This is a genomic window from Bacillota bacterium (genome assembly GCA_013178125.1).
GTDB lineage: Bacteria > Bacillota > SHA-98 > Ch115 > JABLXJ01 > JABLXL01.
Window position 1 is genome coordinate 33,065 of record JABLXJ010000009.1, and the last position, 24,688, is coordinate 57,752.

Here is a 24,688-nt window from a genome sequence, read left to right on the forward strand (position 1 = left end):
TCCATGCCTTTATGCCTTTGCCGCCTCGTCGCTATATCGCGCCACCAGGTGAAGAACCTTCCTAGTGGCCCCAGTAACCTTAAAACGCTCGCCAATTCGGTAACCGATAACCCAGATTATCTCATCACCCGCCACAATAAGGGGGATGCGATCCCGGCGCCCCCTCGGGATCTTGAGGTCTATGAAAAACTCCTTCAACTTCTTGGTCCCATCCATGCCCAGCGGCCTGAACCTGTCGCCGTGGCGGCGGGTCCTTACGACCAGGGGACCGGGAATCGCGTCGGAATCGAGGAATTCCTCGAGACAGACTCGATAACCTCTGGCGCGCTTCCTCCCCTCCCGCGGCAGGGGCATTTCCCCGATATCCAGCACCCTCGCCTCGATCTCGCAGCTTAGCTCGGGGATACGGGTGACCCCGGGGATCACAAGGACGCGCTCGGGCACAACAGGGCGTTCCGGCAGGGGCGCGGCCCCCCTGGTCTCAATACGGAGCCTCAGCTTACCGTATTCATATTCAGCCATGATGCCACCAGGCATGTCGAGGCTCGCCCCGGAAACGCCCCGTCTCGCCATGGCAAGGACCGAATGAATGTGCTCGGACTCTATATCCTTCACCTCGCCGCCCCTGAGCCTAGCTACGGCCTGACGGATGATCCTTCCCTGAATGGCCCCGTGCTGCCGAAACAACGCACCACAATCCAGGATCACACTATCCTCCGTCCAATCAAAGAGCGCATCCTGGAAGGCCGCGGCGGCCATTCCCTCGATATAATCCGAGTCCAGGCGCAGGATATCGGCCGTCCTTAGGAGGGCCTCGCGAATGCGGCTGTTATATTCTCGCTCCAGCAGTGGTATCAGCTCAAGCCTTATCTTGTTCCGGAGATACTTGGGTTTCACATTTGAGGCATCGAGCCTGGTGGCAAGGTTATTCGCCTCACAATATGCCGCGATCTCCGAGCGACTGGCCCTGATGAGCGGCCTGATGTAGGTTATATCGCCCTCGGCCCTGACGGGCGGTATAGCCGTCAGGCCCGTAAGCCCCGAACCTCTGAAGAGCCGCATCAGGATGGTTTCAACCTGGTCATCCGCATTATGACCAAGCGCAACCTTATTCGCCCCTACATCCCGGGCGACACGCCTGTAGAAGTCATAGCGGACCTCTCGCGCGCCCTCCTGGGGTGAGCGTCCCGTCCTCCTGAGATAGGCCGGAACGTCATATGACTCGACAATGCAGGGAAGCCCCAGGCTATCGGCGAATTCCTTGACGAACCTGGCATCCTCCTCCGCCTCATTCCCCCTGAACATGTGGTTCAGGTGGGCGACATGCAGAATCAGCCTGTACTCTCCGGCAAAGCTATATAGAATATGCAGGAGAGCCACAGAGTCGGGCCCTCCCGATAGGCCAACGACGACGCGATCGTTCTGTTCGAGCATCCGGTAGTCTTCTATAACCACTCTGATCGTATCAACATCAATCATAATCAATCATAAACCCGTCCCCGGGGTCCCGGTGCCGGAACCCCGGCGCTGACCCTTTCTCCCATCCTCTCTCTAACATCCTCGTATTATCATAACAGACAGGACCCCCTATCCGCAACTCAATTGTTCGATTAATTATGCAATATTATTAGATCGCGCCCGCTTTCAGCCGTGCACCCGTTTTAGAGCTTGCAGCATGAGGCATAGAACTCCTGCCACGCCCTTGCCTGTCCACCCTGGCGACAATAACCGTCATGTCATCAAACAACCTGCCGCCAGTATTCTCCCTCGCCTTCTCCACGATTACTCGCGCGATATAATGAGGATCGTCACTATCGATCCGCTTGAGCATCCGGACAAACCATTCATCCTTCCCCCCTGGATCCACCCTGGAATCAATAACCCCGTCGCTTACCATTATGAGAATATCCCCATCAACAAGGCGTTTCCGAGATCCCTCGACATCTATGGCGCTGAAGATGCCCGCAGGCAGGGACGATGACCGCACTGTTATGATCTCCTCGCCGCGCTTCACAAAGCTTGGCGAGGATCCTATCTTTATAAATTCCGTATCCCCCGTAAAGAGATCGAGAACAGCAAGGTCGACGGTGGCGAATGTCTCGCCGGGGGACCGCAAGAGCAGGATAGAATTTACAGTCTTGACTGAAAACTCATGATCAAAACCGGCCTCAATCAGGCGTTCTAACATAGAGACCGCCGTGGTGCTTTCGGCAGCCGCCTGAGGTCCGACACCCATCCCATCGCTTAAAACGATAGCAAACCTGCCGTCGCTGAGCTCCCTCGTGGAGTATGCATCCCCTGAAACGCCGCCATGATCCCTTGCCACCCTGGTCACAGCGACGGTAACACGGAGGTTTCTGGCCGGTGTCAGGTGAAATTCACACACAGGCCGGCCCTTTCTGGCGTCACAGTTGGCCCCCCATACGATAAGCGGCTGTCCGACCATCGCCGATACAATAGGAGCCATCGCCCTCCTGCATTCTTCCGCACTACCGCACGCATGCTTGGATATAATGATATCCAGATATTTCCTCTCCTTCGACCGTATCACGCTCACCTCATCCGCCGGCAAGCCCACTTCCGCAAGGCGCCTTGCAATCAAATCCTCCATGCCTACATCGAATTCGATACTGGCGGCGAGCTCCGCTGCAAGGCCTCGCATCATATCGGAGATTCCCCTCAATTGCCCCGATACCATCAGCCTGCTTTCGGCGAGCTTCCTCATCCAGTGGCGGTCCACCGAGTAGTTTTGCAGGAGTTTGTTGACCGTCTCCACAAGCCGACTCGTCTGAATGCACCATTTCCCAATCCGGCCGGAAAGGTCATCGATGCCTACATCCCCCTTCAATTCAGCGAGCGCTACCAGGTCCAGGAGATCCCTGTAAGTCTTGTAGAAATTCTTGGCCCAGCAGTTATAGTAAGAAATGCAGTTACTACAGCAAAGAGACATTATCATATGGATGAGCGTGATGGCCTCGGCCCTGTCCCTGGCGGGGTTCGCCTGTGGCATGTGATCGAGATTTGAAGCCAGCTCCTCAAATATTCTCGAAAAATCTCCCAGCTTCTTCGATATCTGCTTCTGGAGCCTCCTGGCGCAGGCCACATCGCGGTTCCGTACCGGCCGCGCTACCGGCACCATATTCTTTATGGAGGGAAGCGCCCCTCCTGGCATGATCAGGAAGAGGAGCGAGGCCAGGAAATTCTCCGCTATAAAGACCGGAACGGCAGGCCCGCTTATTACCTGAAAAGCGAGCATCGCCCCTCCAAGTGCAAATCCCGCCGCAACCCCGGCCTTCCCATAATCCCGGCACAGCCCGGCGATGAGACCCCCGAATGCATAGGCGCCAGCGAGAGGAAGCATCCTCCCCTGCGACATGGACATGGCACATACAAGACCTATCATTGCGCCACCTGCCGCACCGGGTCCTGCCCCGCCCAGGAGCGCGAGCCCGGCCACGCAGGCCCCACCTATGATATTACCAACAGAGAATCTCCCTACCTGGATGCCGGCAAGACCAGCCACCAGGCCTGCAAGAAGCAACACCAGGGCTTCCGGCCTCCCAGCCGCATGCCTGTCGACATAGACGCTGCGGCCCTGAAATAGGCCAGAGGCGATGATGCCAGCAAGGCCAGCCTCGAAGGCCACCAGGATCATGCCTTTCTCCCCAGGTCTCAGGCCAGCACGGGCGATAAGCCCGGCTGCGATAGTCGCCCCACCGACAGCGGCGCCCACGCTCCACCGGGACGTTACAGCCCTGGTATAAAGCCAATGCGATATAAGATAGACGAGGACCAGGATAACGAGGTAACCGAGCGCACCTGGATCGAACCATCTGAAAGTGGGCTTCCGGCTCAGGACTCCGATCATCACGCCGAAGAGCGACCAGATCGCAAGAGCCCCCTGCGCCGCACCAACAGCCCCGACGTATGCGATCCCAAACGGCGATATGGAGTTAAATAAGAAAGCCCTACCCAGGATAGCCCCTATGAGAATGATTGCAAGCCTGTTGCGGCTCACCCGATACACTCCCCCCTGCCTCCATCCTTTCCCTGGTATTATAGCATAGAGGCATGGAAGGAACTTGTTGCTTTTTGTAGGGCCGGCCTGGGAATCAGCTGACAGGTGACCAGAAAAAACGCGAAAAGATACCATGGATCAGAACGCAGTATCATTCATACCGCAGCGCCTCAACTGGCCTGAGGCTTGCCGCCCGCCAGGCAGGATACGTCCCGAAAACTAGCCCGACCAGCGATGAGGAGAGCAGCGCAACAATGATGGAAGAGGCGGATATGAGAGCCGGCCACCCCCCAATAGCTGCCACGGCGTGCGCTATGGCGCTCCCCAGGATCACACCGGCCAGGCCACCAGCAATGCACATTGCCGCCGCCTCAATGATAAACTGACGAAGTATGTCGCGCCTCTTTGCCCCGACCGCTTTGCGTATACCTATCTCACGAGTCCTTTCGCTTACCGTGGCAAGCATTATGTTCATAACCCCGACCCCTCCTACCAGGAGGGAGATGCCCCCAATCCCGCCCAAGATCGCTGTAAATATAGAGAATGTGGCCCGGGCGGCCCTGACCATAGCCTCGATATTCTGGACCCGGTACTTGAATGATGCCCCGTAACGGCGCCTCAGGAGCGCTTCCACCTCCCTGCATGCCTGGCCCACGGTATCCGGCCGGGTGGACTGGGCAAGGATCGTAGAGACAGCACTGGATCCAGTCATCCGCTCCGCCAGAGAAACAGGCAGGTAGATGACCATACCGCCAGCGCTATCACTGGCGAGACCAACACCCCTGTTGACCTCGGCTATAATACCGATTACAATAAACCCCTGCCCATTCAGCCTGATTTTCCGTCCCAGGGGATTCCGGCCAGGAAAGAGCCTTTCCACGAGACCCGCATCGAGGACTACAACCGGGCGCCGTCTAGCGATGTCGAGCTCGCTCAAAAATCGCCCGGCCTTCAAACGGTTACCACCTATCCTGGCGGCGTCGTGCGTTGTATATATCGTGGCAACCTCCTCGTGCCTGCCCCCGCATCTTACCAGGCCCTTGCTCACGATCTCCGGCGTCACGCTGCTCACGAGCGAGCACAAGTCCTCGATTGCACGCGCGTCATCAAGCGTCAGGGGTTTGAAATCACCCCGCTTGACGTCCTCATCAAGGGGATCCGGCTTGACCAGGATCAGGTTGGCCCCGAGGTTGCCCCACTCCCCTGAGACCTCATGGCGCGCACCCTCGCCAATGGATATCATCGCGAGCACCGCGGCAACGCCGATGATAACGCCCAGGAGCGTGAGACCGGATCGCATTCTGTTGGCTTTGATGCTCGATAGGGCGAGGTTTAAGCAGTCCATAAATCCCATGCACATAGCACCTCGAGATTGCTTAATGGATGATGAGATAGGATGAGGATGCAATTAATGAAATATAGAGTAGAGGTCATTCTATTTTAAACTCTATGAAGCTCCCGGCCCCTTCCCGCCTGATTGAAACAGCATCCCCGTCGTTCAAGGTTTCCAGGGCCTCATACGGCCCAACGATCACCTCGTCGCCAGCCTCCAGTCCCCCGGCAACTTCGACATCTGAAATAGTCTCGAGCCCGCATATCACCGGGACCTCCTTAACCCTGCCGCCAGCCGCAACAAGGACAACCTTTCGCCCATTTCGTATGGTGATCGCCTGAGCCGGCACCACCAGCACCCTGGGCCTGCGCGCCGTGATCACCTCGACGTCCGCGGACATCCCCGGCCTGAGCACCCCATTAGTCGCACGCGTACCAGTCGCCCCCATGTCAACCCTTATGTTAAACCTGGATATCCCCGGTTCGGGGACAGCCCCGGGTGCTATATGTGCGACCGTGCCGTAAAACTCCCGCCCCGGACATGCATCGAAAGAAATCTTCGCCCTCTGCCCGATCTCTATGCGGGCGATATCCACCTCATCGACCCCCGCCTCGACGAAAAGGCGACCGGGGTCTATAACCTCCGCCACAAGCATCCCAGCGCCGACGGGCTCCCCCGACGATGCCTTCAGCGATGCCAGGATTCCCCCCGTATGCGTCCTGATCCTGGTAGCATGCATCTGTTTCCCAAGGAACTCCAAATTGGCCCTGAGATGGGAAACTCGCTCCATGGCGGCCCGCTTCGCCGTCTCGCGAGATCGGGCCTGCGCCACAGCAAGCGCGAGACCGGCCTCAGCCCCCCTGAGCTGGGCAAAGGCTGCATCGACATCAGTTTTCCTGGGGCCATAAGCTACGGCCCCATATTCCTTCTTTGCCATCTCATATTGGGACCGACGGGTCTTGAGTTGCACCATTGCCTCATCCATGGTCTTTCGTGGAATTGCGCCCGCCACATACAGCTCCTTCATCAAGCCCGCCTCCCTCTCCGCTTCTTTCCAGGCCATCTCTGCCTGGCCGAGCGCATTCTCCGCCCGGTCCACTTCCACGCCCGCGGGGCCCTGGCGGGCCTCCTCAAATCTGGCGCGCGCAAGGTCGAGCCTGGCCTGCGCCTGGATGACCTCGAGGTCCTGCCCCGGTCCGGCCGACATATCCCCCAGCCGGGCCAGGTCCGCCTCCGCCGATGCGAGCTCTGCCATGACCCGGGCGTATTCGAGGGCGAGCCCGGCCTGGTCGAGCTCGAGAATCACCTGACCGGGAAGCACTACCTCGCCTTCTTTTACATTGACCCGGACCACTCTCCCACTTAGCTCGGAGCGGATCTCGTCCCTGGCCGCTGACCTGACGATGCCGCTCGCCGTCACCGTCGCAACCAGTTCCCGCCTGGTTACCTTATGGGTCTCAACAGGGATAACCTCAGCCCTAGAGCCATGCCCCCTGAATGCCAGGACCAACACCGCGCTCATAACTAGGAGTCCGCTCAAGATAAGAACCGCTTTCCTACCCTGCAAGCTTCCTCACCCCCACAGCAGGATGCGCCCAATGGTATGCGGCTTGTCCCCATCCCGTACAGATATCATCTCGCACAGATATAATGTATCACCTCGCGGACGAACTCAACAATCGCCCATTCGGGTGATATTCAGGGTGATTTTAGGGACGTCGCGCCGCCCAGCCAACGTATAAACGCAAGCTGGCCGGCGCGCCGCGCCCCAGGTCTCACGCCTCCGGTATCGTGATGGCATCCCCCACCTCAATCCGCTCCGGATCCCTGATACTATTCGCCCGCATAATCGCCTCGACCGAGACCCCGTAAGTCTGCGCGATCACCCAGAGGCTCTCCCCGGGCTTCACAATGTGCACCCTCCCAGCGACCGGCGGCACCAGCGCCACGCCTGGCTGGGCCACCACAGCCTCCCGCTCCGTGACTATAATGGGAATCGTCCTGATCTCCGTTACGAGAGCCCACGTCTTCAGGACGACCCGCACATCGAAGGCCCTGGGGCCTATGGGCTCTGCAGAGGCTTTGAGAACATCAACATCCGCCACCGCGAACATCCCGGGCATAGCCCCTGGAATATGCACAAACGTCAAGAACGATATCGTGTCCTGAGCCGCGAAGACCGGCTGGTCGGGGAGAGCCCCCACATACAGGATGGTAATGCTCAACAGGCCATCTACTATGACCTTATCCTGAATGACCTTGACCTCTTTGACCTTGGCCCTGGCCGTAACCGCGATGACCCTCGATATACTGGGATTGCCAGGGGGCACGCCCACAGTGGCCTTGACCACGGATGTCTGTTCGGCCTGCCCCACGATCTCCTCGGCGAGAAACTCCCTTGTGACCAGCGGCGGCGGGGCAGGAATCTCCAGCCTGGATATGAACTCTATCTCCTTCCGGAGGGTCACGATCACCTTTATTTTGACAATCGCTCGAACCCTTATCTTGCGGGAGTCGATGACCTCCGCCCTGATGTCCTCCACATGGGATATTGCAAATGCAAACATGCCTGGATCGACGCCGGGCAGGCTTACGAACCCGCTGAAATCGATGGAGCCCTCCACAGCAAAGACCGGCTGCTGCGGCAGGGCAGCGACGTAAAGCACCTGGACATCAACGCGGCCATCCACAATGACCTTCCCGTAGATCACATCCGCCTCTACAACCCTGGAAACCCCGTCAACGTGGACAACGCTTGCAGCAGGTGGGCTTCCCGCCGGTATGGTTATTGTACCGGTAGCTACGGTCTCCGCCTCCCCCTGCATCACGGCCTCCTCCAGGGTGATCTTCCTGCGCTCAACCGGCGGGGCGGGAATGGGGATCACCTTGACGGGGAGATCGACCACAACTTCGACGATCTCCTCCCTGATCACGCGCACCTTGAACTCCAGTATTACATTCGCCTCAACCGTTCTCGGGTCAATAACGGTATATCTGCCAAACTGGGCCGTGACGAAGACCTCAGCTATCATCCCGGGATATATCCCCGGGATATTGACAAAATGGGTGAAGGGGACCCTGGCTTCGAAGAAGTGAACGGGCTGTGAAGGTAGAGCTGCGACGTACATGATATTGAGAGTCAGCATGCCCTCGATTATGACTGTGCCGGGTATTATCGTAACCCTGGTGATCACAGGTTCCTCCCGGGCGCTCAGGACAGAGGCCACATCGGGCTTACCCGCCGGCACGGTAAGCGTCTCGCGAACGACCATGCTGGATGATACTTCGGCAACAACAAACTCCGTCTTCACCCTTTTCCTCCTGAAATCCAGGCTCAAATCTGAAACGCTTTCGGTCATTATTCTCCCCCCTCGAACAAATGGGCGACGGCCAGCGTATCAAGCATGGCCTGTCGCCCCTCTAGTTTGCGCAGCGGCTATTTGCGCAGCGGCTCTCCGTTCCCGATCTGTCGATCCGGTCGACCTGTCGACCCGTCGGCAATAGGCAACCAGCACTGGCTAGGCTGGATCCCAATCACGCCAGTCCGGCGGTGTGGTGACGTTCGTTACAACGTTTATCTGCACCATCTTGGTTACCTTCACGAGGACCTCGAGAATCACATCGATCAGAAGCTGCGTTGTGCCCCCATATGGTAGCTCGGGCATGGGGACCATCTGGACATTGGAGAATTCAACCTGCGGCCGCACCTGGACCTCCATGCCGACCAGCGCGCCCGGCACATCGATGAAGTCGGTGAACTCTATAACGCTCTGAACTTCATGCACGGGCTGGTCTGGAAGCGCGGCGACATAGACGATCTGAACCGTAACCCTGCCCTGGATCACGACCTTGCCGTCAAGAATCTCAGCGCTTGTGATCTCAACCTTCGTATTAAATATGCCGAGAAGCTTCCCCACAGGTGGCTTCACCGCGGGCACAGTCACCTGGCGCCTTATATTTATCTGTTTCGTGACCTCATTTACAACCTCACTCATTTTGACCAGGTGAGTTTCGAGTTTAATCGGCACCTTGTCGGACCGGACGTCGGTTACGACCCTCATCTGGGTTATCTCCGTGACCCTCGCTGTGATCTTGAGTATGACCTCCTGGAGAACAGTGGTGCCCGTCACCAACCGCGCCTGGGCGAATTCCACCGACGGCGTAACCTCGACCATCATGCCTGGGCGAGCCCCGGGGATATCCACATATGTAAAGAAGCTCGTCGTGAGGTGGGCATGATGCACCGGCTGGTCCCCTGTGGGCGTCTCCGCGACGTATATGATCTGGGTGGTCAACGTCCCCTGGACCACCACCTTATCTGGAATGACCCGGACCTCGGTGAAAGTTACCTCCCACCCTACTATATTGAGAATCTTCTGGGCCGGCGGCTTCTCAGGAGGGATCGTCAGGGTATCCCTCAGATTGACCTGGGCCACGTTCTCCCCGAGCACCTCTTCGACCTTTACAAGCTCCTTCTTGACCCTCGCCGGTATGCTCTTGAACTGGACATCGGTTACAACGTCGAGCTCCACCAGTTGGGTCACCTTGACGAAGAACTCGATTATAACCTCTATTTCAACAGTATCAGGGGAGCGCATGATTACATTGGAATAATCCACCCTGGATCGTATAAATACATTCATCCCGGGAGCGGCGCCTGGCACATCCACATACTGGAGGAAGGTCAGTGTGTGATGCATATGATGGACGGGCTGTTCCGGCATGGCTGCGACATACAGGGTCTGGGTCGTCACGGTCCCCTGAATGATGACCTTATTAGGAATGGCTGTCCCGGTGGCCGAGACGGTCACATTTACAACTCCGAGGACCTTTTCGATATTGGGCTTCCCTTCGGGAACGCCCTGGACGCCCCTCACGACGGCCCTCGCGGCCTTCTCGTTGACCACCTCAAATACTTTCAGCCGTTCCTTCTTGAGAACCATTTCACCTTTCCCTCCTTTTCCTGCACGCTTTGGGGCCCCAACCTCATATCACGAATTCATATACAGGAAGACCACGGGATGCCCGTCCTGCCCGTGATCTCCTGCACGGCTCCAGGTGAACCCGCAGCTCCCGCTGGTCTTCCTGGTGGGCCCTTTCTATCCCTTGGGCGGCGGGCAAACCGGAATCTGGAGAACCTGCCCGACCTGGATCATATTAGGATCGGCTATGTTGTTGGCTTTAACGATTGCCTCTACCGTCGTGTTATACTTGCGAGCTAGAGCCCACAGCGTATCGCCTTTTTGCACAGTTACAAAGGTCATGGTCGGCGTCGGGCATGGCACCTCAGGCGGTGTCACAACGACCACATCGATCACGACATTGAGTTGCAGCGGCTCCGTAACCTTGACAGCGATCACCACGAGGACCCTGACCTGGAAGGTCCTATCGTCAACTATTTCAAATTCGACGTGCTCCACATCGGCGCGGACATCAGCCACCATCTCGGGCTCGGCGCCCTTGATCTCAACGACCTGCGTGAACTTGAGGCTGTGCTCCATGTGGTGGACCGGCTGGTCTCCCTCCATGGTTTGAGCCACATAGAGAGTCTGGAGATCCAGGGTTCCATCCACTATCACCTTGTCCTTCAATATCTTGGTTTCTTCTACATTGACCGTTGAATCAACCCGCAGGATCCTCTCGAGGTTCGGCTTCTCCCGCGGGACCTTCAACGTCTCCTTGACTATTATCTGGGTTACATCCTCACCGATTACATCCTGGACCTTCAGGAGCCTCTTGGCGACATCCAGGACGACGGTGGCGGAAGTCACCTCTGTAACAATCTCCAGCTGCTTTGTTATAGTGACCTTGGCGACGAATTTGAGCACGGCGTCGATGCTCACGGTCCTGGCGTCGACGAGATCCGAGTCAACCGCCTCCTCTTCGAAGGTGACCTGGACGTGCATGCCCGGGGCAGCTCCCTTGACCTCGACAACGTGGGTAAACCTTATCTGAGCCTCCATGAAGTGGACCGGCAGCCTGGTCAGGTAGGGGTCGTGGACGTCTGCCGCGTACATGATGTCGACATCAATCATGCCCTCGATGACAACCTGGTCATCCATGATCTGCACGTCGGTAAGCCGCGCCTTGGCCTGGACGCTGATGATAGACTGGATATCAGGCTTCTCCTCAGGCACCGTGACCCTGTCGGTTATAACCGCCTGGGAAACCTGCTCCCCAACGACCTCCTCCACCTTGAGCAATTCCTTGGAAACCTTAATGCCCTCGGGCCCCGCTACATCGGTAACCACCTCGAGTTGCTCGGTCCGGGTGACCTTGGCAAACCCATGGAGGACGATCTGGACCTCAACAGTCTGGGAGTTGAGAAGGTCGAATCCGACCTGCTGGGCCTTTACTGAGATCTGGACCGTCATGCCCGGCTGTGTGCCTGGGATCTCTACAACTACATCATACGCAATATCCTCTTCCAGGAGTTGCACAGGTTGAGTGCCGGCCGCCGTCCTGCCGACGTAGAGGACCTTCACACCGAGGGTGCCTTCGATGAGGACCTTATCCTTTATAATCTCAAAGCTTGATGTCTTGACTTCTACATCCACGCTTACAACTTTCTCAGCAGTAGGTCCGCCAGCCGGTATGGCGATCTTCTCCCGCATGGCCTTTCGAACACTGGCCTCGCCGACGACCTGTTCGACCTTGAGCAGCTCCTGCTTCAGCTCCACACCCACAGCCATCTTTTTTCCCCCTTTCCTCTCCAACTACGAAACGGACAGCCGCTTTTCATTTATACTATATGCGCGGTCCCCAAAAACGTGCATAAATTTCTCATACGAGCATAGATAGACCCGGATCAACCAAACTCCCGCGACCTATCGTGCTATTCGCCGCCATGATAATGAATTCAAGCTGGCTCTCCTCTCCTATCTGGCAACCGCTTTCCACAACACACCGGCGCACTCTGGAACGCCTGCCGATAAAGCTGTGGGAGTGAATCACAGACTCTACGACAACTGCGTTTTCCCCGACGCATACCTCATCGCCGACAACAACCCAGGGCCCTACCTCGGCCCCCGGCCGGATGGTCACCCTGTCGCCGAGGATGACCGGGCCGACAAGCCGCGCCGATCTATGTATCCTCGCGTCCCTTCCCATGCGGACGCCCCGCGAGAATTTCCGCCCTGGCAGCATAAGATCAAGTCTAGCATTCAAGATATCGAAATGGCACTGGAAATACCGCTGGAGCGTCCCGATATCAAGCCAGTAGCCGTCGGCAACATACCCGTAGATATCCCCTCCCTCCCTGACGATCTGGGGGAATATATGGCGCTCGAGCGATACTTCCCGGCCCCTTTCTATGCGCCCTAGAATCTCTGGCTCAAAAACGCAAACGCCCGCGTTGATTGTATTCGTCGTCACCTCTTCCCAGCCTGGCTTCTCAATGAAGCCGGTTACCCTCCCCTCATGGTTTGTCTCGACGACGCCGTAGACGGTTGGATCCTCAACCCTTACAAGGGTCAATGTCGCTTCCCCGCATTTCGCCCTGTGGTATTCGAGCACATCCGAAATTTTTATATCAGTAAGAACATCACCGTTTAACACGATGAAGGTCTGGCCATCTAATAAAACCTCGCAGTTCTTCACCGCGCCCGCTGTCCCCAGGGGTACATCTTCGATCGCGTACGATATGGACACCCCCCACCTCGCCCCATCCCCGAAGTACTTCCGGAAATCAGCGGCCCTGTAGCTCAGGCTGAGGATTACATCATTGATCCCGTTAGCCATCATCAGCTCGAGCTGGTATTCCAAAAACGGCCTGTTTACGACGGGCACGAGGCCCTTGGGCCTGGAGAATGTAAGCGGCCTGAGGCGGGTGCCCTTGCCCCCTGCGAGTATAATTCCTTTCATGCGTCATGCACCCCCTTTGTCAGCCACCTCCTATCGCACCTGGATTTGCGGGCTTACCTCAACAAGAATTTACGGGTATCCCTCAACAAGTGAGCTTACCTTAATAATATGTAAGGTCCTCCGCGATGTGCGAAGGACCTCGATCGTCGCTCGATCGTTGACCTCGACCGTTGACTGCTCATTGACTGTTGAACCCGCCCGGGGTGAAACTGCCCGGGGCGAGCCTGCCTGGATCAAACCTCAATATCAAGCTTCGAACCCCTCACCACAACCCCATCCACGACCCCGCTTTCGATATCCCCGGGGTTCTTGCGCCCCCCGACACCCCGACCTCCCGCTTCACTCTCACCTTTATCCCCAGCTTTACCGCTGGCTTTGCCGCTACCCTTGCCGCCCTTACCATTATCCTTGCTGCCACCCTTCTGACGCCGCTCCTCGATCTTACCCCCCCTGGCCTCGGGCGCTGATGTAACCTGCTGGGACCTCTCGTCGGCCTTGTGCTGCAATTCCGAGGCAAAAGCCTGCTGCTGGAGCTTTGCCCCCTCGTCCTGAACCCTCTGAATCCTCTCGACCTCTTGAGCTTTGGAAATGACGTTTTGCAGATCAAGGGGTCTGATGGACACGACAATCCCCTCCTCGCTCACGCTTCGATAAGGCCCTCGGAGGTCAGCTTCCCATGCAGCCTCAGGATGGCCTGGGTATGGAGCTGAGAAACTCTGGATTCAGAGACCCCGAGGACCTTTGCGATCTCCCGGACGGTCAATTCCTCGTAGTAGTATAATGAAATGACCAGTTTCTCCTTATCGGGAAGCTCGTCTATGGCCTGCCCGAGACGCCTCACGAGCTCCGCTTTTTCGATCACCCTGATGGGATCCGGGCTGTCAGGATCCCTCATGACGTCCACGATGGCCACCGTCCCCCCATCCTCATCGGCCTGGAGGAGCTCATCGAGGGAGACTATGCCGCCACGATTTATATCGGCAACCATGGAATCCAGGAAGGCCCTGTCGATTCCAAGGGCCTTAGCCACCTCCTCGTTCGTGGCAGGGCGACCCAGCTCCTGTTCAAGGGATGTGTAGGTCTGCTCGAGCTTTTTGGCCTTCGCCCTGATGGAACGCGGCACCCAGTCGAGGTTTCGTATCCCATCCATTATGGCGCCGCGGATCCGGATCTGCGCATAGGTCTCGAACTTCACGCCGCGCGAAACTTCAAACTTGCTGGCGGCATCGAGCAGGCCGATGATGCCATATTCCACAAGGTCATCATACTCAATGTTCAACGGGAGGTTAATGGCCACCCTCCCGGCAATATAGCCGACCAGGGGGAGGTACTTGAGGACGAGTTCCTCCCTGGCTCTCTCCGGACTTTTTTGCCTGTAAGTCGCCCAGAACTCTTCATCCCCGCTTGTCCCGCTTTTCCCGTGGTTCCCTGCATGCACACCAGCCATCCCGGTTGTTGAAGCCACATGCGCCTGCCGCACTGCCATAAAACCTTCTCCTTCCTCCGAACCTAGGGTCCCGGACCCACCAGGACGCCTTCCTCCTGTAGCGCGTCTTTTCGTTATAGCACGCCTTTTAGCCTCAATTCGCGCTGGCGCTCGACTATATACCTTATAATATCCTCGTAATCGCGCTCCTCGACCCTGGTAAAGGAAATAGCCATCTTATACAAGCTCCCGAACTCCGTATCTCCTTCCTTCCATACACGTATCGCCCTGCCCCCCAGCCTCACCGGGAGGTCGCGCCCCGGGAGGTAGAGCTCGAGCTCCAGGTCGCTGTCGTCACCCGGTATTGGTGTGCGGCTGGAGGCCGAAAACACGGCAAGGAGTCCCCCGCCGCTTATATCCACTGTCTCTGCGGGATCCATCAGCTTTTTATGTGCCATCGGATCACTGAGATTCCGGTAGTAAACGGGCAGCTTCGCCGGCACCCGCACGTGCTCGCGCCGCTGCGATCTTTCAGCCGCCGACGATACCCTCAACTCAACCAGGGGAACCGGCTTCAGGGTCCGGCTGACCACCTGAGCGTCAAAGGAGTAGACGGCATCCCGGGCCGCAACGCTCACCTGTACCAAGCTCCCGGGTCGAAGAGGCACCAGTCTGCGGTTGAAGAGGGGCATGGCTACGATGAGCGCGTCATCTCGGATGTCCTCGATCCGGCTATTGTACGTCTCTGAGTACTCCCCCGAGCTAACTTTGATCTGTATCAGCTGGTTTATCCTCAGAAAACGCCCTGGGATCACTGCCTCCCCCTCCCTGTGACACTTGAAATGCCTGAAATACCTGGAACCTTGCCTCGAGCATGCGCCATAGGAGGCCGGCCAGCCCAGAGTAGGGCCGCGCTGCCCCAGCCCTAGTCGCTGCCCCGGTCCCGGTCGCAGTTACCCGGGTTGCCCCGGCTGTGTTACCAGCCCGGGCTGCTGGGGACGCCATCGCCGCCGCGGCCGCTGGCGCTACCTGCGCCGCTCCCGGCCCGATTGCGGCACGAGTGACACCCCGAGGAAGCGGCTCCAGGGAGCGGGCTATGGCCCGGATGCACCGCGCCGCGGCGGACTGCGGGTAAGCCGTGATGAATGGCTCCTGGCGCATCACGGCCCTTCTCACGAGGATATCGTTGGGAACGTATCCGGCGAAGGTTGGTCTGCGGCCTATGAAGCGCTGGGTTACAAGGCCCAGTTTCTCTGCGACATGCCTGCCTTCACCGGCATCCCTCACCATGTTGACCACGAGCCCAATCTCCGCCCCCGGGTTCTCGCTATAGATGGCCTTTATCATAGCGTAGGCATCGGTGATCGACGTCGGCTCAGGGGTCACTATGACAATGATATCGCGCACCGCCTTCAGGAATCCCATGACGCCCGGCCCCAGGCCCGCCCCGGTATCAAGCATGAAGATATCTGTCTGGCTTTCCAGCTGGGTCAGGGAGGCCATTATCTTTGTAAGTTCATCCTCTGAAAGCCTGGCAAGCTCCGGGATCCCCGATCCGCCCGGGATCACCCTTATGCCACCCGGACCGGTTATCACAACCTCATCCAGGCCGACATCCCCCCTGATGAGGTCCAGGAGATTATACCGGGGAGTAGCGCCCAGAAGGGTATCTATATTCCCAAGCCCGAGATCGGCGTCGAGGATCGCAACCCTCACCCCGGAGAGGCCCAGGGATATGGCCGCATTCAGCGTAAAATTGGACTTGCCGACGCCGCCCTTGCCGCTCGTAACAGCGACGATCCGGGGCCCCCCGGCCCCGGCCTGGGGATCATCGCGGGGATCACCGTCCCGTGAATCCCCCATGAGCATCCTGAGCTTTTCCGCCTGCCCGCTCATGAAGCATCACCGATAATCAGGCTCGCAAGCTTTTCTGCATCGGCGGCCTCAATATCATCCGGCACATCCTGGCCCGCAGTCACATAAGATATCGGTTTCTGGGCCCTTGCTGCGACGTTCAAGATGCCCCCGTAGCATGATGTCTCATCTAGCTTGGTGAAGATGATCCGGTCGAACGATATAAGCTCGAAATTGCGGAGGGCATCCAGAAGATCCACCGATTTCGTGGCGACGCTCAGGACGATATGGGTTTCATCCGGCCTCGCCGCATCAACAAAGGCCCGCAATTCCGAGAGTCTTACCCTATCCTTCGGGCTCCGCCCGGAGGTATCTATGAAAACTAGATCAAAGTCCCTGTATCGCTCCATCGCCGTTCGCATTTCCGATGGCGTATGCACAACATCAAACGGGACACCCAGGATCTCGGCGTATGTCCTCAGCTGCTCGACAGCAGCCACACGATATGTATCGGCAGTAACAAAGGCGACCTTCCTGTGATCGACGAGGGCGCACCTGGCGGCCAGCTTCGCCAGGGTTGTGGTCTTGCCAACCCCCGTGGGCCCTATAACGGCGACCCTCCTGCAACTCCCGCCACCGGCGGAATCCGGCTCTGAATCCGGCCCTGCCACGGGGAGCATCTTCCTGATAGCCAGCGCGACGCTTCTCTCGAGCATCTTCGGATGCACATGGGCGCGAGCCCTCCCGCCGGCCCTCCTGCTCTGCGGGCTCTCGAATTCATCTCTTGCGGCGTTTACCAGCGATAGAGCTATATCCCCATCCACACCCTGGTCAAGGAGCCTGCGGTATATCTCGTCATACCTGGGATCGCTCCAGGCAGCCTTCGTATTATTCACCGCAAGCTGCGCGATTGCGGCCTTGATCTCCTTCAATTCCCGCGCGACAGGGTCGGCCGGCGCATCCCTTGCAACCGGATCTCCCGTCGGTTTCATTGCAGTCGTAGCAGCCGCAGCCATCTCTCTCTCACCCGGGCTTATACCCGGGGCGCCCGGCTGGCGGGCGAAGGCAGGGGCCGGCCTCCCGTCGAGAGCTGCCACAACCTCAGCCCGCTCTCTTATGAAGTGCTTGAGGAATCCGGGCCACGGGAGCTTGCGGGCATTCAGGATCACCGCATCAGGCCCGAGCTCAGCCTTGACCCTTTTTAAAGCGTCTTGCACGTTCCACGCTACATATCTCTTAATTTGCATTGTCAATACTCACCATCCCTACCGTCCGGACTTTCTGGTCGGGGACGATCTCGTTGTAGGAAAGGACAACAAGGTTGGGCAGGAGGCGCTCCGTCAGCCGCCTGACGTATGGCCTCACGCTCGCCCGGCAAAGAACGACCGGCTGGTTGCCGGATTCCACCATCTTCTCCGCCTGCTTCGCCAGCGCCGCAGTAAAGCGGTGGACCACGGCGGGCTCAAGGGCCAGGGTCGACCCGGCCTCGGAATGCTGTATTGCCTGGGCTATGATGTCCTCAACTCCCGGGTCGATGGTGGCCGCAACAAGCTCGCCCGCCGCATTCTTGTACTGCCTGCAGATGTTGCGGGCAAGGGCCGCCCGGGCATATTCAGTAAGGGCGTCAATGTCCCTCGTAACGCGCGCATAATCCCCGAGGGCCTCGAGGATCGTGGCCATGTCGCGTATGGAGATCCGCTCGCGCAGGAGATTCTGCAACACCTTCTGGACCTCGCCGATGGTCAGGAGGCTGGGTACAACCTCTTCGACAACCGCTGGCTGCGATTGTTTCAGGTTGTCAAGGAGGTTGGATACGTCCTGGCGTCCCAGGATCTCGGCCGCGTGCGCCTTTATGACCTCAGCGAGGTGGGTGACAATGACTGAGCTCGGATCGACAACTGTGTAGCCGGCCGCCTCCGCATTCTCCTTCACATCCTCCGTCACCCAGATCGCGGGCAATCCAAACGCAGGCTCGCGGACCTCTATCCCAGGGACCGGCTCGGTGGCAAGGCCGGGGTTCATCGCAAGGTAGCGCCCCATCAATATCTCTCCCCGGGCGAGCTCAACGCCCTTGATCCTGATGGCGTATTCCCCGGGCCTCAGCTGGATGTTGTCACGTATCCTGATATGAGGCAGGACGAGGCCGAGCTCGAGGGCAACCTGGCGCCTCACCATGGTTACCCTGTTGAGAAGATCCCCTCCTTCAGCCTCATCGGTAAGGGGGATGAGCCCATACCCGATCTCCAGCTCGAGGGGGTCGATGGCCAGGAGGTTCATGAAATTCTCAGGCGCCCTGGGCTGGTCGGCGGGTTTGGGTGCGGCCTCCTCTGTCGCGGCCTCGCCGGCGCTATAGAGGGCGTACGCCAGCGCCCCTGCTGCTATGGCGATCATAAAGAAGGGGGCCTTGGGCAGGCCCGGAACCATGCCGAAGAGAAGCAGCATCCCAGCACCTATGGCGACGGCCCTCGGCTGGGCAAGCACCTGGCGGGCGAGGTCCTCACCGAGGTTTGACTCGGACGCCGCGCGGGTTACTATAATCCCTGTGGCGGTGGAGATCAAGAGCGCAGGTATCTGGCTCACGAGCCCGTCGCCGACGGTCAAAAGGGCGTAGCGCTGGAGAGCCTCCATCACGGGCATCTTCAGTTGAATCACGCCGATCACGATCCCGCCGAGTATATTGATGCAGGTGATAATGATGCCGGCTATGGCGTCGCCCCTCACGAACTTGCTCGCGCCGTCCATGGCGCCATAGAAATCCGCCTCCTGCTCGATGGCTCGCCTGCGCGCCCGGGCCTCCTGCTCGGTGATGAGGCCGGCGTTCAGATCTGCATCTATGCTCATCTGCTTGCCGGGCATTGCATCGAGGGTGAAACGCGCCGCCACCTCCGCAACCCTGCCCGCTCCGTTTGTAATCACGATGAACTGGATAACGACCAGGATAAGGAAGACAACCATCCCAACGACATAATTCCCGCCGACTACGAAGTTTCCAAAACTCTCTATGACCCTGCCGGCGTAAGCGTGGAGCAGGATGAGCCTCGTGGATGAGACGTTGAGCGCAAGCCTGAAGAGCGTCGCGATCAATAAGAGAGAAGGAAAGGCAGAGAAATCAAGGGGCTCGAGGGCATACAGGGTTACAAGCAATATCACCAGGGCGCCGGTGATATTCAGCGTAAGAAGCACATCAAGAACCATCGTCGGCATCGGGATGATCATCATAACGAGGATGGCGACTATCGCCACGGCAACAAGGATGTCGCTATACTTCGCGAGATTGTTGACTGGTATACGCCTCGCGATTCCTAGGTTGGCGGTTCGTAGATTCCCGACTGCCATTCTGCATCAACCTTTCACCAGTAACATGCCCGTCTTGTTCAGCTTGTTGTGGCACGCTTGTTCAGCTTGTTCAAATAAAACACATATGCCAGGATCTCTGCAACGGCCTTGTAGAGATGGGGCGGTATCTCCTTCCCTATATCCACGGCCTTGTAAAGCGCCTGGGCGAGCGGGGGGTTCTCAACGACCGGGATGTTGTGCTCCCTTGCAATCGCCTTGATCCTCTCCGCAATGAGCCTCGCCCCCCTGGCCACCACCCTGGGCGCGTTCATGGTCTTCGAATCATACTTCAATGCAACTGCGAGATGAACAGGGTTTGTGACGACCACATCAGCCTTGGGGACGTCCTGCATCATCCGGTGCATCGCGATCTGACGCTGTCTGGCCCGGATTCTCGATCGGAGAACCGGATCCCCTTCCATCTGCCTGAATTCCTCCTTGACCTCCTGCTTGGTCATCCGGAGGTTTGCCTCGAATTCGCGCCGCTGAAATATATAATCGGCGGCCGCCAGGACGGCCAGGGCCGGGAGCATGCGGAAGCCTAACCTGAATGAGAGCCCCCGGATAAGCGCTACTATGCTCGCATTATCCATGCCCGATGCCATAACCAGCCTCGGGAGCTCCTGCCGGAGTGTAGAGTAGCCTATATACCCCACGATCGCGACCTTGGCGACCGATTTTACCAGCTCCATCCCGGCCCTTGGCGAGAAGAGGCGGGAGAGCCCGTTCGCCGGGTTGAGGCGGTCGAGGCGCGGGATGAGCGGCTCCAGGGTGAGGAGGAACCCGAGCTGTGCAAAATTGCTTAAGAGCCCGGCCAGGGCGCACGCCAGGATCACGGGGCCCGCGACGCGGGCGACCTCGACCAGGACGGCCCAAGAGATCGAGCTCAGCTGCGATTCATTGAGCTCTATGGCTGCGCTCCGGGCCAGGATACCCCGGGTAAAGGTAAAGAGCTGGGAGAAGCTCGACATCCCCCATGCGCTGAGGGCCACGAGGCCGGCGAACAAGATCATGGCTGTATTCACTTCTATGCTCCTGACCACCTGCCCTCGCCTGCGCGCCTCCTGGCGCCTGCGGGGTGTGGCGGCCTCGGTCTTGTCTTCGCGAGGCAATCCTGGATCTCACCTCCTACGCTCCGTGCAGCAGGAGCAGCAGCTCGCTCTCGAGCCCCGAAAAAATCTCCCGGAGTATCGCCACGAAGACCGGCAACGACACGATCATAATGATAAATCCAACAGCGATCTTGAGCGGGAAGCCTATAATAAAGACATTCATCTGAGGCACGGTCCTCGCGACAACCCCCATGGCTATATCCGCCAGCAGCAGCGTCACTGTGATGGGCGCGGCGATCTTGAATCCAATCGCCGTGATATCGCAAAACAACCTCACCAGGCCCGGCTGGATTATCCCGACCGGGAATATCTGGCCCACCGCGAGCTGGCCGCTGGCTGCACCGGCCGCACCGACTCCGCCTGCGAGCGGCACCACATTATAGCTCTTCACCACCGCCGAGATCAGCCAGTGGTGACCATTCAAGACGAGGAACAGCAGCATCGCCAGGAGGTATTCGAATTGCCCGATCACCGTGATCTGCCGGTTCGCCATGGGATCGACGATATTCACAAAGGCGAACCCCATCTGGAGATCGATGAAGCTTCCCGCAAACTGGACAGCCACCAGGAACAACGACGCAGCATACCCCATTGCGAGCCCCACCAGAATCTCTCTTATGACGATAAGGCTATAAGCAATGATATCCGCTGGGTACCCCCCGGCCGCCGCTACCCCCGCGCCGACGACCGGCAGCGCTATCAGGCTTATTGCAAAACACAGCGCCGCCTTCACCTGGACCGGGATATTATACCCGCTGAAGACGGGCGCAAAGGCGAAGACGCCACCTACCCGCGCGACGATAAGGAGAAAGGTCTGCAGTTGCGCCAGGGTCCAGCCCGTAAGGTACATGCCCCACCCCACCTCGAGTAGCCTGATCCACCTTGATTCACCTGCGGCCCGGCTCACTTCATACCAGGCTTACCTTATGTAATTCGGCAGGTTCGTATAGAGCTGCATGGTGAATGCCGTGAGCACCTTTATCATCCACGGGCCGAATATCATCAGCGCCGCGATGACCGCGATTATCTTGGGAACGAGCGCGAGCGTCATCTCCTGGATCTGCGTCACGGCCTGGAGCACGCTCACGATTATCCCGACGACCAGCGCAAATATGAGCGCGGGCGCGGAGAGTTTCAGGATAGTCCAGATGGCCTGCTGGCCCAGGCCGATCACGAACTCTTCATTCACGTTAGCACCACCGCCTATCCCGGACGTCTCGAGGGCAAATATCCCTAATGAAAACTCCTGACCAGCGACCCTATCACGAGATTCCAGCCATCGACCATGACAAAGAGCAGTATCTTAAATGGGAGCGAGATCATAACCGGCGGCAGCATGAGCATGCCCATGGACATCAGGATGCTCGCCACGACCATGTCGATCACCAGAAACGGTATATATATGACAAACCCTATCTCAAAGGCCGTCTTGATCTCACTTATCACAAAGGCCGGTATAAGCACGTAGGTCGGGACATCGCCGGGATTCTTCGGCCTCGGCGCCTTCGCGAGCTTCACAAACAGGGCGAGGTCCTTCTCCCGGGTCTGCCTGAACATGAACTCCCTAAGCGGGCGAACGGCCCTCTCAAGGGCAACCTCCTGGGTTATCTGGCCCTTCAGATATGGCTGGAGGGCCTGTTCATTTACCTTGTTTAGGGTTGGGGCCATAACAAAAAATGTAAGAAATAATGCCAGTCCGATCAGGACTTGATTGGGCGGCACCTGCTGGGACCCAAGAGCATTACGAATGAAAGATAAGACTATGACTATCCTCGTGAAAGACGTGAGCATTATGAGGATAGCCGGCGCCAGGGTTAAGATCGTGAGCAAGATCAGTATCTGGAGCGACATCGCGACGTCCTGAGGCGCCGCAGCCTGGCCCATGCCGATTTCAAACCTGGGAATTGGAATCCCCATACCCCTCAACCTTTCCAATAAGCGCAAGCCCCGCGTTGCTCGTCCCTATCAACATGACTTCCTTTCCGACCCTCACAAGGTGCAACGCCTTCCCGGGCTCGAGGGCGAGCGATTCTATGACCATCATGGAGCGGGCACGCCCCGCCAGGAGCTTTCCCTGGCCCCTCGCCGCGAAATAGCGCAGGATATAAATGGTGAAATATATGAGGCCTATAACCAGGCCGAGAGATGCTATCGTCCTCAGGACAAGAAGGAGACCGCTCATGTTAATCGTCACCGGCCACCCTCTCGCCGGGCTCGACTATGTCCACGACCCGCACCCCGAAATTCTCATCGATCACGACCACCTCGCCCTTGGCGATGAGCTTCCCGTTGGCGAGGATGTCAACAGGCTCCCCCGCGATCCTGTCCAGCTCCACCACGGAGCCGGGCGCAAGGTTCAAGATGTCCTTGATAAGCATCGTAGTCCGCCCCAGCTCAACGCTTATCGGCAGCGACAGGTCTAAAACCCTCCCTATATTCCCCACGGCCTGGTGCTGAGACTCACCTGCGAGGGGCTTCAGCTCCATGGGAGCAGGCGTGATATTCCCTCCATTGCTGGCATTATTGGGCATCTGATCTGGCACCCGGATCACCCTCTCCATCATTATCATTATCATTCCTGTTATTGTCGCCGTTGTTGATGCCCCTTCCATCGCCCGGGACGCTGCCATTTAGCCTGCCATTATTGATTCCTTCCGCAGCGCCCGTAAAGGCTGTAATCTCCACGGCAACCCGCCTTCCCACGAGCCCGGCCCTTCCCAGGAACTTGGCACCCGACCCGACGAAGACCCTGAAATCGCTCGGGGCGTGCCTGTCCAGTTTGATGATATCCCCTGGCTCCAGCCCGAGTAGTTCCCTTACAGTGATGGCCGCCCTGCCGACTTCGACGGATATGGGCAGCTTTACGCGCTCGATCTCCTTGCGCAGGGCGAGTCTCTTAGAATCCTGGATGCCCCTTCTACCCTCCGCGAACCATTGCTGGGCGCCGAGCCTCGGGATGATCGGCTGCAACGTGAGGTAGGGCAGGCAGAGGCTCATGGTGCCGGACATATTCTCAGCGCTGATCTCAAAGGCGAGCACGCTTACGGAATCATTGGGCGACATGGCCTGTACGAACTGAGGGTTCGTCTCCATGTTCTCGAGGCTCGGCTCGAGCTGGATGAGGTTCGACCACACCCCGGCCATATCGTCAACGACTCTGGCCATGAGCTTCTTCATGAGCATCTGTTCGAGATCGGTCAACTCCCGGGGCTCACCCTCGAATCTACCGGCTCCCCCCAGCAACCTGTCGATCATCGAAAAGGCAACCGCCGGATTTATCTCGAGGACTGCCTTCCCGTCGAGCGGGGACATGTCGATCGATGCGATGACGGTCAGGGCCGGAAGGGACGATATGAACTCGTCAAACGTAAGCTGTTCGACAAGGGTGAGCGTCACCTTGATAGGGGTCCTCAAGTGGGTCGAAAGGGTCGTCGAGAGGTGCCTCGCAAAGGTGTCGTGCAGCATCTCCAGCGTCCGCAGTTGAACCTTCGAGAATTTATCAGGCCGCCGGAAATCGTAGGGCTTCACGTCTTTCGGGCCTGCCGGCGCGGGAGCACCTGCCGCTTCTTCGGACGCCTGGTCCTCCATGAGAGATGAAAGAAGCGCATTGATCTCCTCTTGTGAAAGTATATCCGACAACCATGATCCCCCCTCGCTATAACCTGCCCGCCCCGCTGTGATCCACTCGACTTGCTTGCGATAATCTCGGCTTTCTCCGGCACTGCCTTACCCTTACCCCGACTCAC

The 24,688-nt window shown here is 58.2% G+C and carries 21 protein-coding genes; all 21 read right to left on the minus strand.

Translation table 11 applies throughout. The annotated features are described in order from the left end of the window. Positions 1-9: 9 nt before the first annotated feature. Positions 10-1,485 carry a tRNA lysidine(34) synthetase TilS gene (gene tilS / locus HPY71_09085; protein NPV53664.1) on the minus strand — a complete coding sequence of 492 codons (1,476 nt, stop codon included), beginning with the start codon at positions 1,483-1,485 and terminating at the stop codon, positions 10-12. 142 nt (positions 1,486-1,627) lie between these two features. Continuing rightward, the gene (gene spoIIE / locus HPY71_09090) at positions 1,628-4,018 is read right to left on the minus strand and encodes a stage II sporulation protein E (GenBank protein ID NPV53665.1); all 2,391 of its coding nucleotides are present in this window, start codon (positions 4,016-4,018) and stop codon (positions 1,628-1,630) included. Between the two features lie 151 nt (positions 4,019-4,169). Next, positions 4,170-5,372, minus strand: a complete 1,203-nt coding sequence (locus tag HPY71_09095) for an FtsX-like permease family protein (protein NPV53666.1) — start codon at positions 5,370-5,372, stop codon at positions 4,170-4,172. Between the two features lie 76 nt (positions 5,373-5,448). Next, entirely contained in the window at positions 5,449-6,918 is a 1,470-nt protein-coding gene (locus tag HPY71_09100) for an efflux RND transporter periplasmic adaptor subunit (GenBank protein ID NPV53667.1), read from the minus strand. A gap of 208 nt (positions 6,919-7,126) precedes the next feature. Continuing rightward, positions 7,127-8,710 (minus strand): DUF3794 domain-containing protein, encoded by a 1,584-nt coding sequence (locus HPY71_09105; protein ID NPV53668.1) that lies wholly within the window; start codon positions 8,708-8,710, stop codon positions 7,127-7,129. 159 nt (positions 8,711-8,869) lie between these two features. Further along, on the minus strand, positions 8,870-10,294 hold the full coding sequence (locus HPY71_09110) for a DUF3794 domain-containing protein (GenBank protein ID NPV53669.1): 1,425 nt from the start codon (positions 10,292-10,294) through the stop codon (positions 8,870-8,872). A gap of 156 nt (positions 10,295-10,450) precedes the next feature. Next, positions 10,451-12,043: a DUF3794 domain-containing protein gene (locus tag HPY71_09115; protein NPV53670.1), complete on the minus strand. Its 1,593-nt coding sequence runs from the start codon at positions 12,041-12,043 to the stop codon at positions 10,451-10,453. A 91-nt stretch (positions 12,044-12,134) separates the two neighbouring features. Further along, positions 12,135-13,214, minus strand: coding sequence for an NDP-sugar synthase (locus HPY71_09120; GenBank protein ID NPV53671.1), 1,080 nt, complete (start codon positions 13,212-13,214; stop codon positions 12,135-12,137). Between the two features lie 233 nt (positions 13,215-13,447). After that, the gene (locus tag HPY71_09125) at positions 13,448-13,837 is read right to left on the minus strand and encodes a hypothetical protein (protein ID NPV53672.1); all 390 of its coding nucleotides are present in this window, start codon (positions 13,835-13,837) and stop codon (positions 13,448-13,450) included. Between the two features lie 17 nt (positions 13,838-13,854). Then, a complete protein-coding gene (locus HPY71_09130) occupies positions 13,855-14,661 on the minus strand; it encodes a FliA/WhiG family RNA polymerase sigma factor (protein NPV53673.1) in 807 nt (268 codons plus the stop codon). A gap of 113 nt (positions 14,662-14,774) precedes the next feature. Continuing rightward, entirely contained in the window at positions 14,775-15,455 is a 681-nt protein-coding gene (locus tag HPY71_09135) for a flagellar brake protein (GenBank protein ID NPV53674.1), read from the minus strand. Then, positions 15,403-16,536, minus strand: coding sequence for a MinD/ParA family protein (locus tag HPY71_09140; GenBank protein NPV53675.1), 1,134 nt, complete (start codon positions 16,534-16,536; stop codon positions 15,403-15,405). The genes HPY71_09135 and HPY71_09140 overlap by 53 nt, the downstream gene beginning before the upstream one ends. Continuing rightward, the gene (flhF, locus tag HPY71_09145) at positions 16,533-17,741 is read right to left on the minus strand and encodes a flagellar biosynthesis protein FlhF (protein NPV53676.1); all 1,209 of its coding nucleotides are present in this window, start codon (positions 17,739-17,741) and stop codon (positions 16,533-16,535) included. The genes HPY71_09140 and flhF overlap by 4 nt, the downstream gene beginning before the upstream one ends. Further along, positions 17,731-19,830, minus strand: a complete 2,100-nt coding sequence (flhA, locus tag HPY71_09150) for a flagellar biosynthesis protein FlhA (protein NPV53677.1) — start codon at positions 19,828-19,830, stop codon at positions 17,731-17,733. The genes flhF and flhA overlap by 11 nt, the downstream gene beginning before the upstream one ends. Positions 19,831-19,868: 38 nt before the next feature. Next, the gene (flhB, locus tag HPY71_09155) at positions 19,869-20,942 is read right to left on the minus strand and encodes a flagellar biosynthesis protein FlhB (protein NPV53678.1); all 1,074 of its coding nucleotides are present in this window, start codon (positions 20,940-20,942) and stop codon (positions 19,869-19,871) included. A 16-nt stretch (positions 20,943-20,958) separates the two neighbouring features. Then, positions 20,959-21,792, minus strand: coding sequence for a flagellar type III secretion system protein FliR (gene fliR, locus HPY71_09160; GenBank protein NPV53679.1), 834 nt, complete (start codon positions 21,790-21,792; stop codon positions 20,959-20,961). 69 nt (positions 21,793-21,861) lie between these two features. Next, a complete protein-coding gene (gene fliQ, locus HPY71_09165) occupies positions 21,862-22,131 on the minus strand; it encodes a flagellar biosynthesis protein FliQ (protein NPV53680.1) in 270 nt (89 codons plus the stop codon). A gap of 44 nt (positions 22,132-22,175) precedes the next feature. After that, on the minus strand, positions 22,176-22,859 hold the full coding sequence (fliP, locus tag HPY71_09170; GenBank protein ID NPV53681.1) for a flagellar type III secretion system pore protein FliP: 684 nt from the start codon (positions 22,857-22,859) through the stop codon (positions 22,176-22,178). Next, entirely contained in the window at positions 22,834-23,136 is a 303-nt protein-coding gene (locus HPY71_09175; protein NPV53682.1) for a FliO/MopB family protein, read from the minus strand. The genes fliP and HPY71_09175 overlap by 26 nt, the downstream gene beginning before the upstream one ends. Next, complete coding sequence (gene fliN / locus HPY71_09180) at positions 23,126-23,572, minus strand: flagellar motor switch protein FliN (GenBank protein ID NPV53683.1); 447 nt, start codon at positions 23,570-23,572, stop codon at positions 23,126-23,128. The genes HPY71_09175 and fliN overlap by 11 nt, the downstream gene beginning before the upstream one ends. Continuing rightward, positions 23,463-24,581, minus strand: a complete 1,119-nt coding sequence (fliM, locus tag HPY71_09185; protein NPV53684.1) for a flagellar motor switch protein FliM — start codon at positions 24,579-24,581, stop codon at positions 23,463-23,465. Before fliM ends, fliN begins: the two co-directional genes overlap by 110 nt. Positions 24,582-24,688 lie beyond the last annotated feature (107 nt).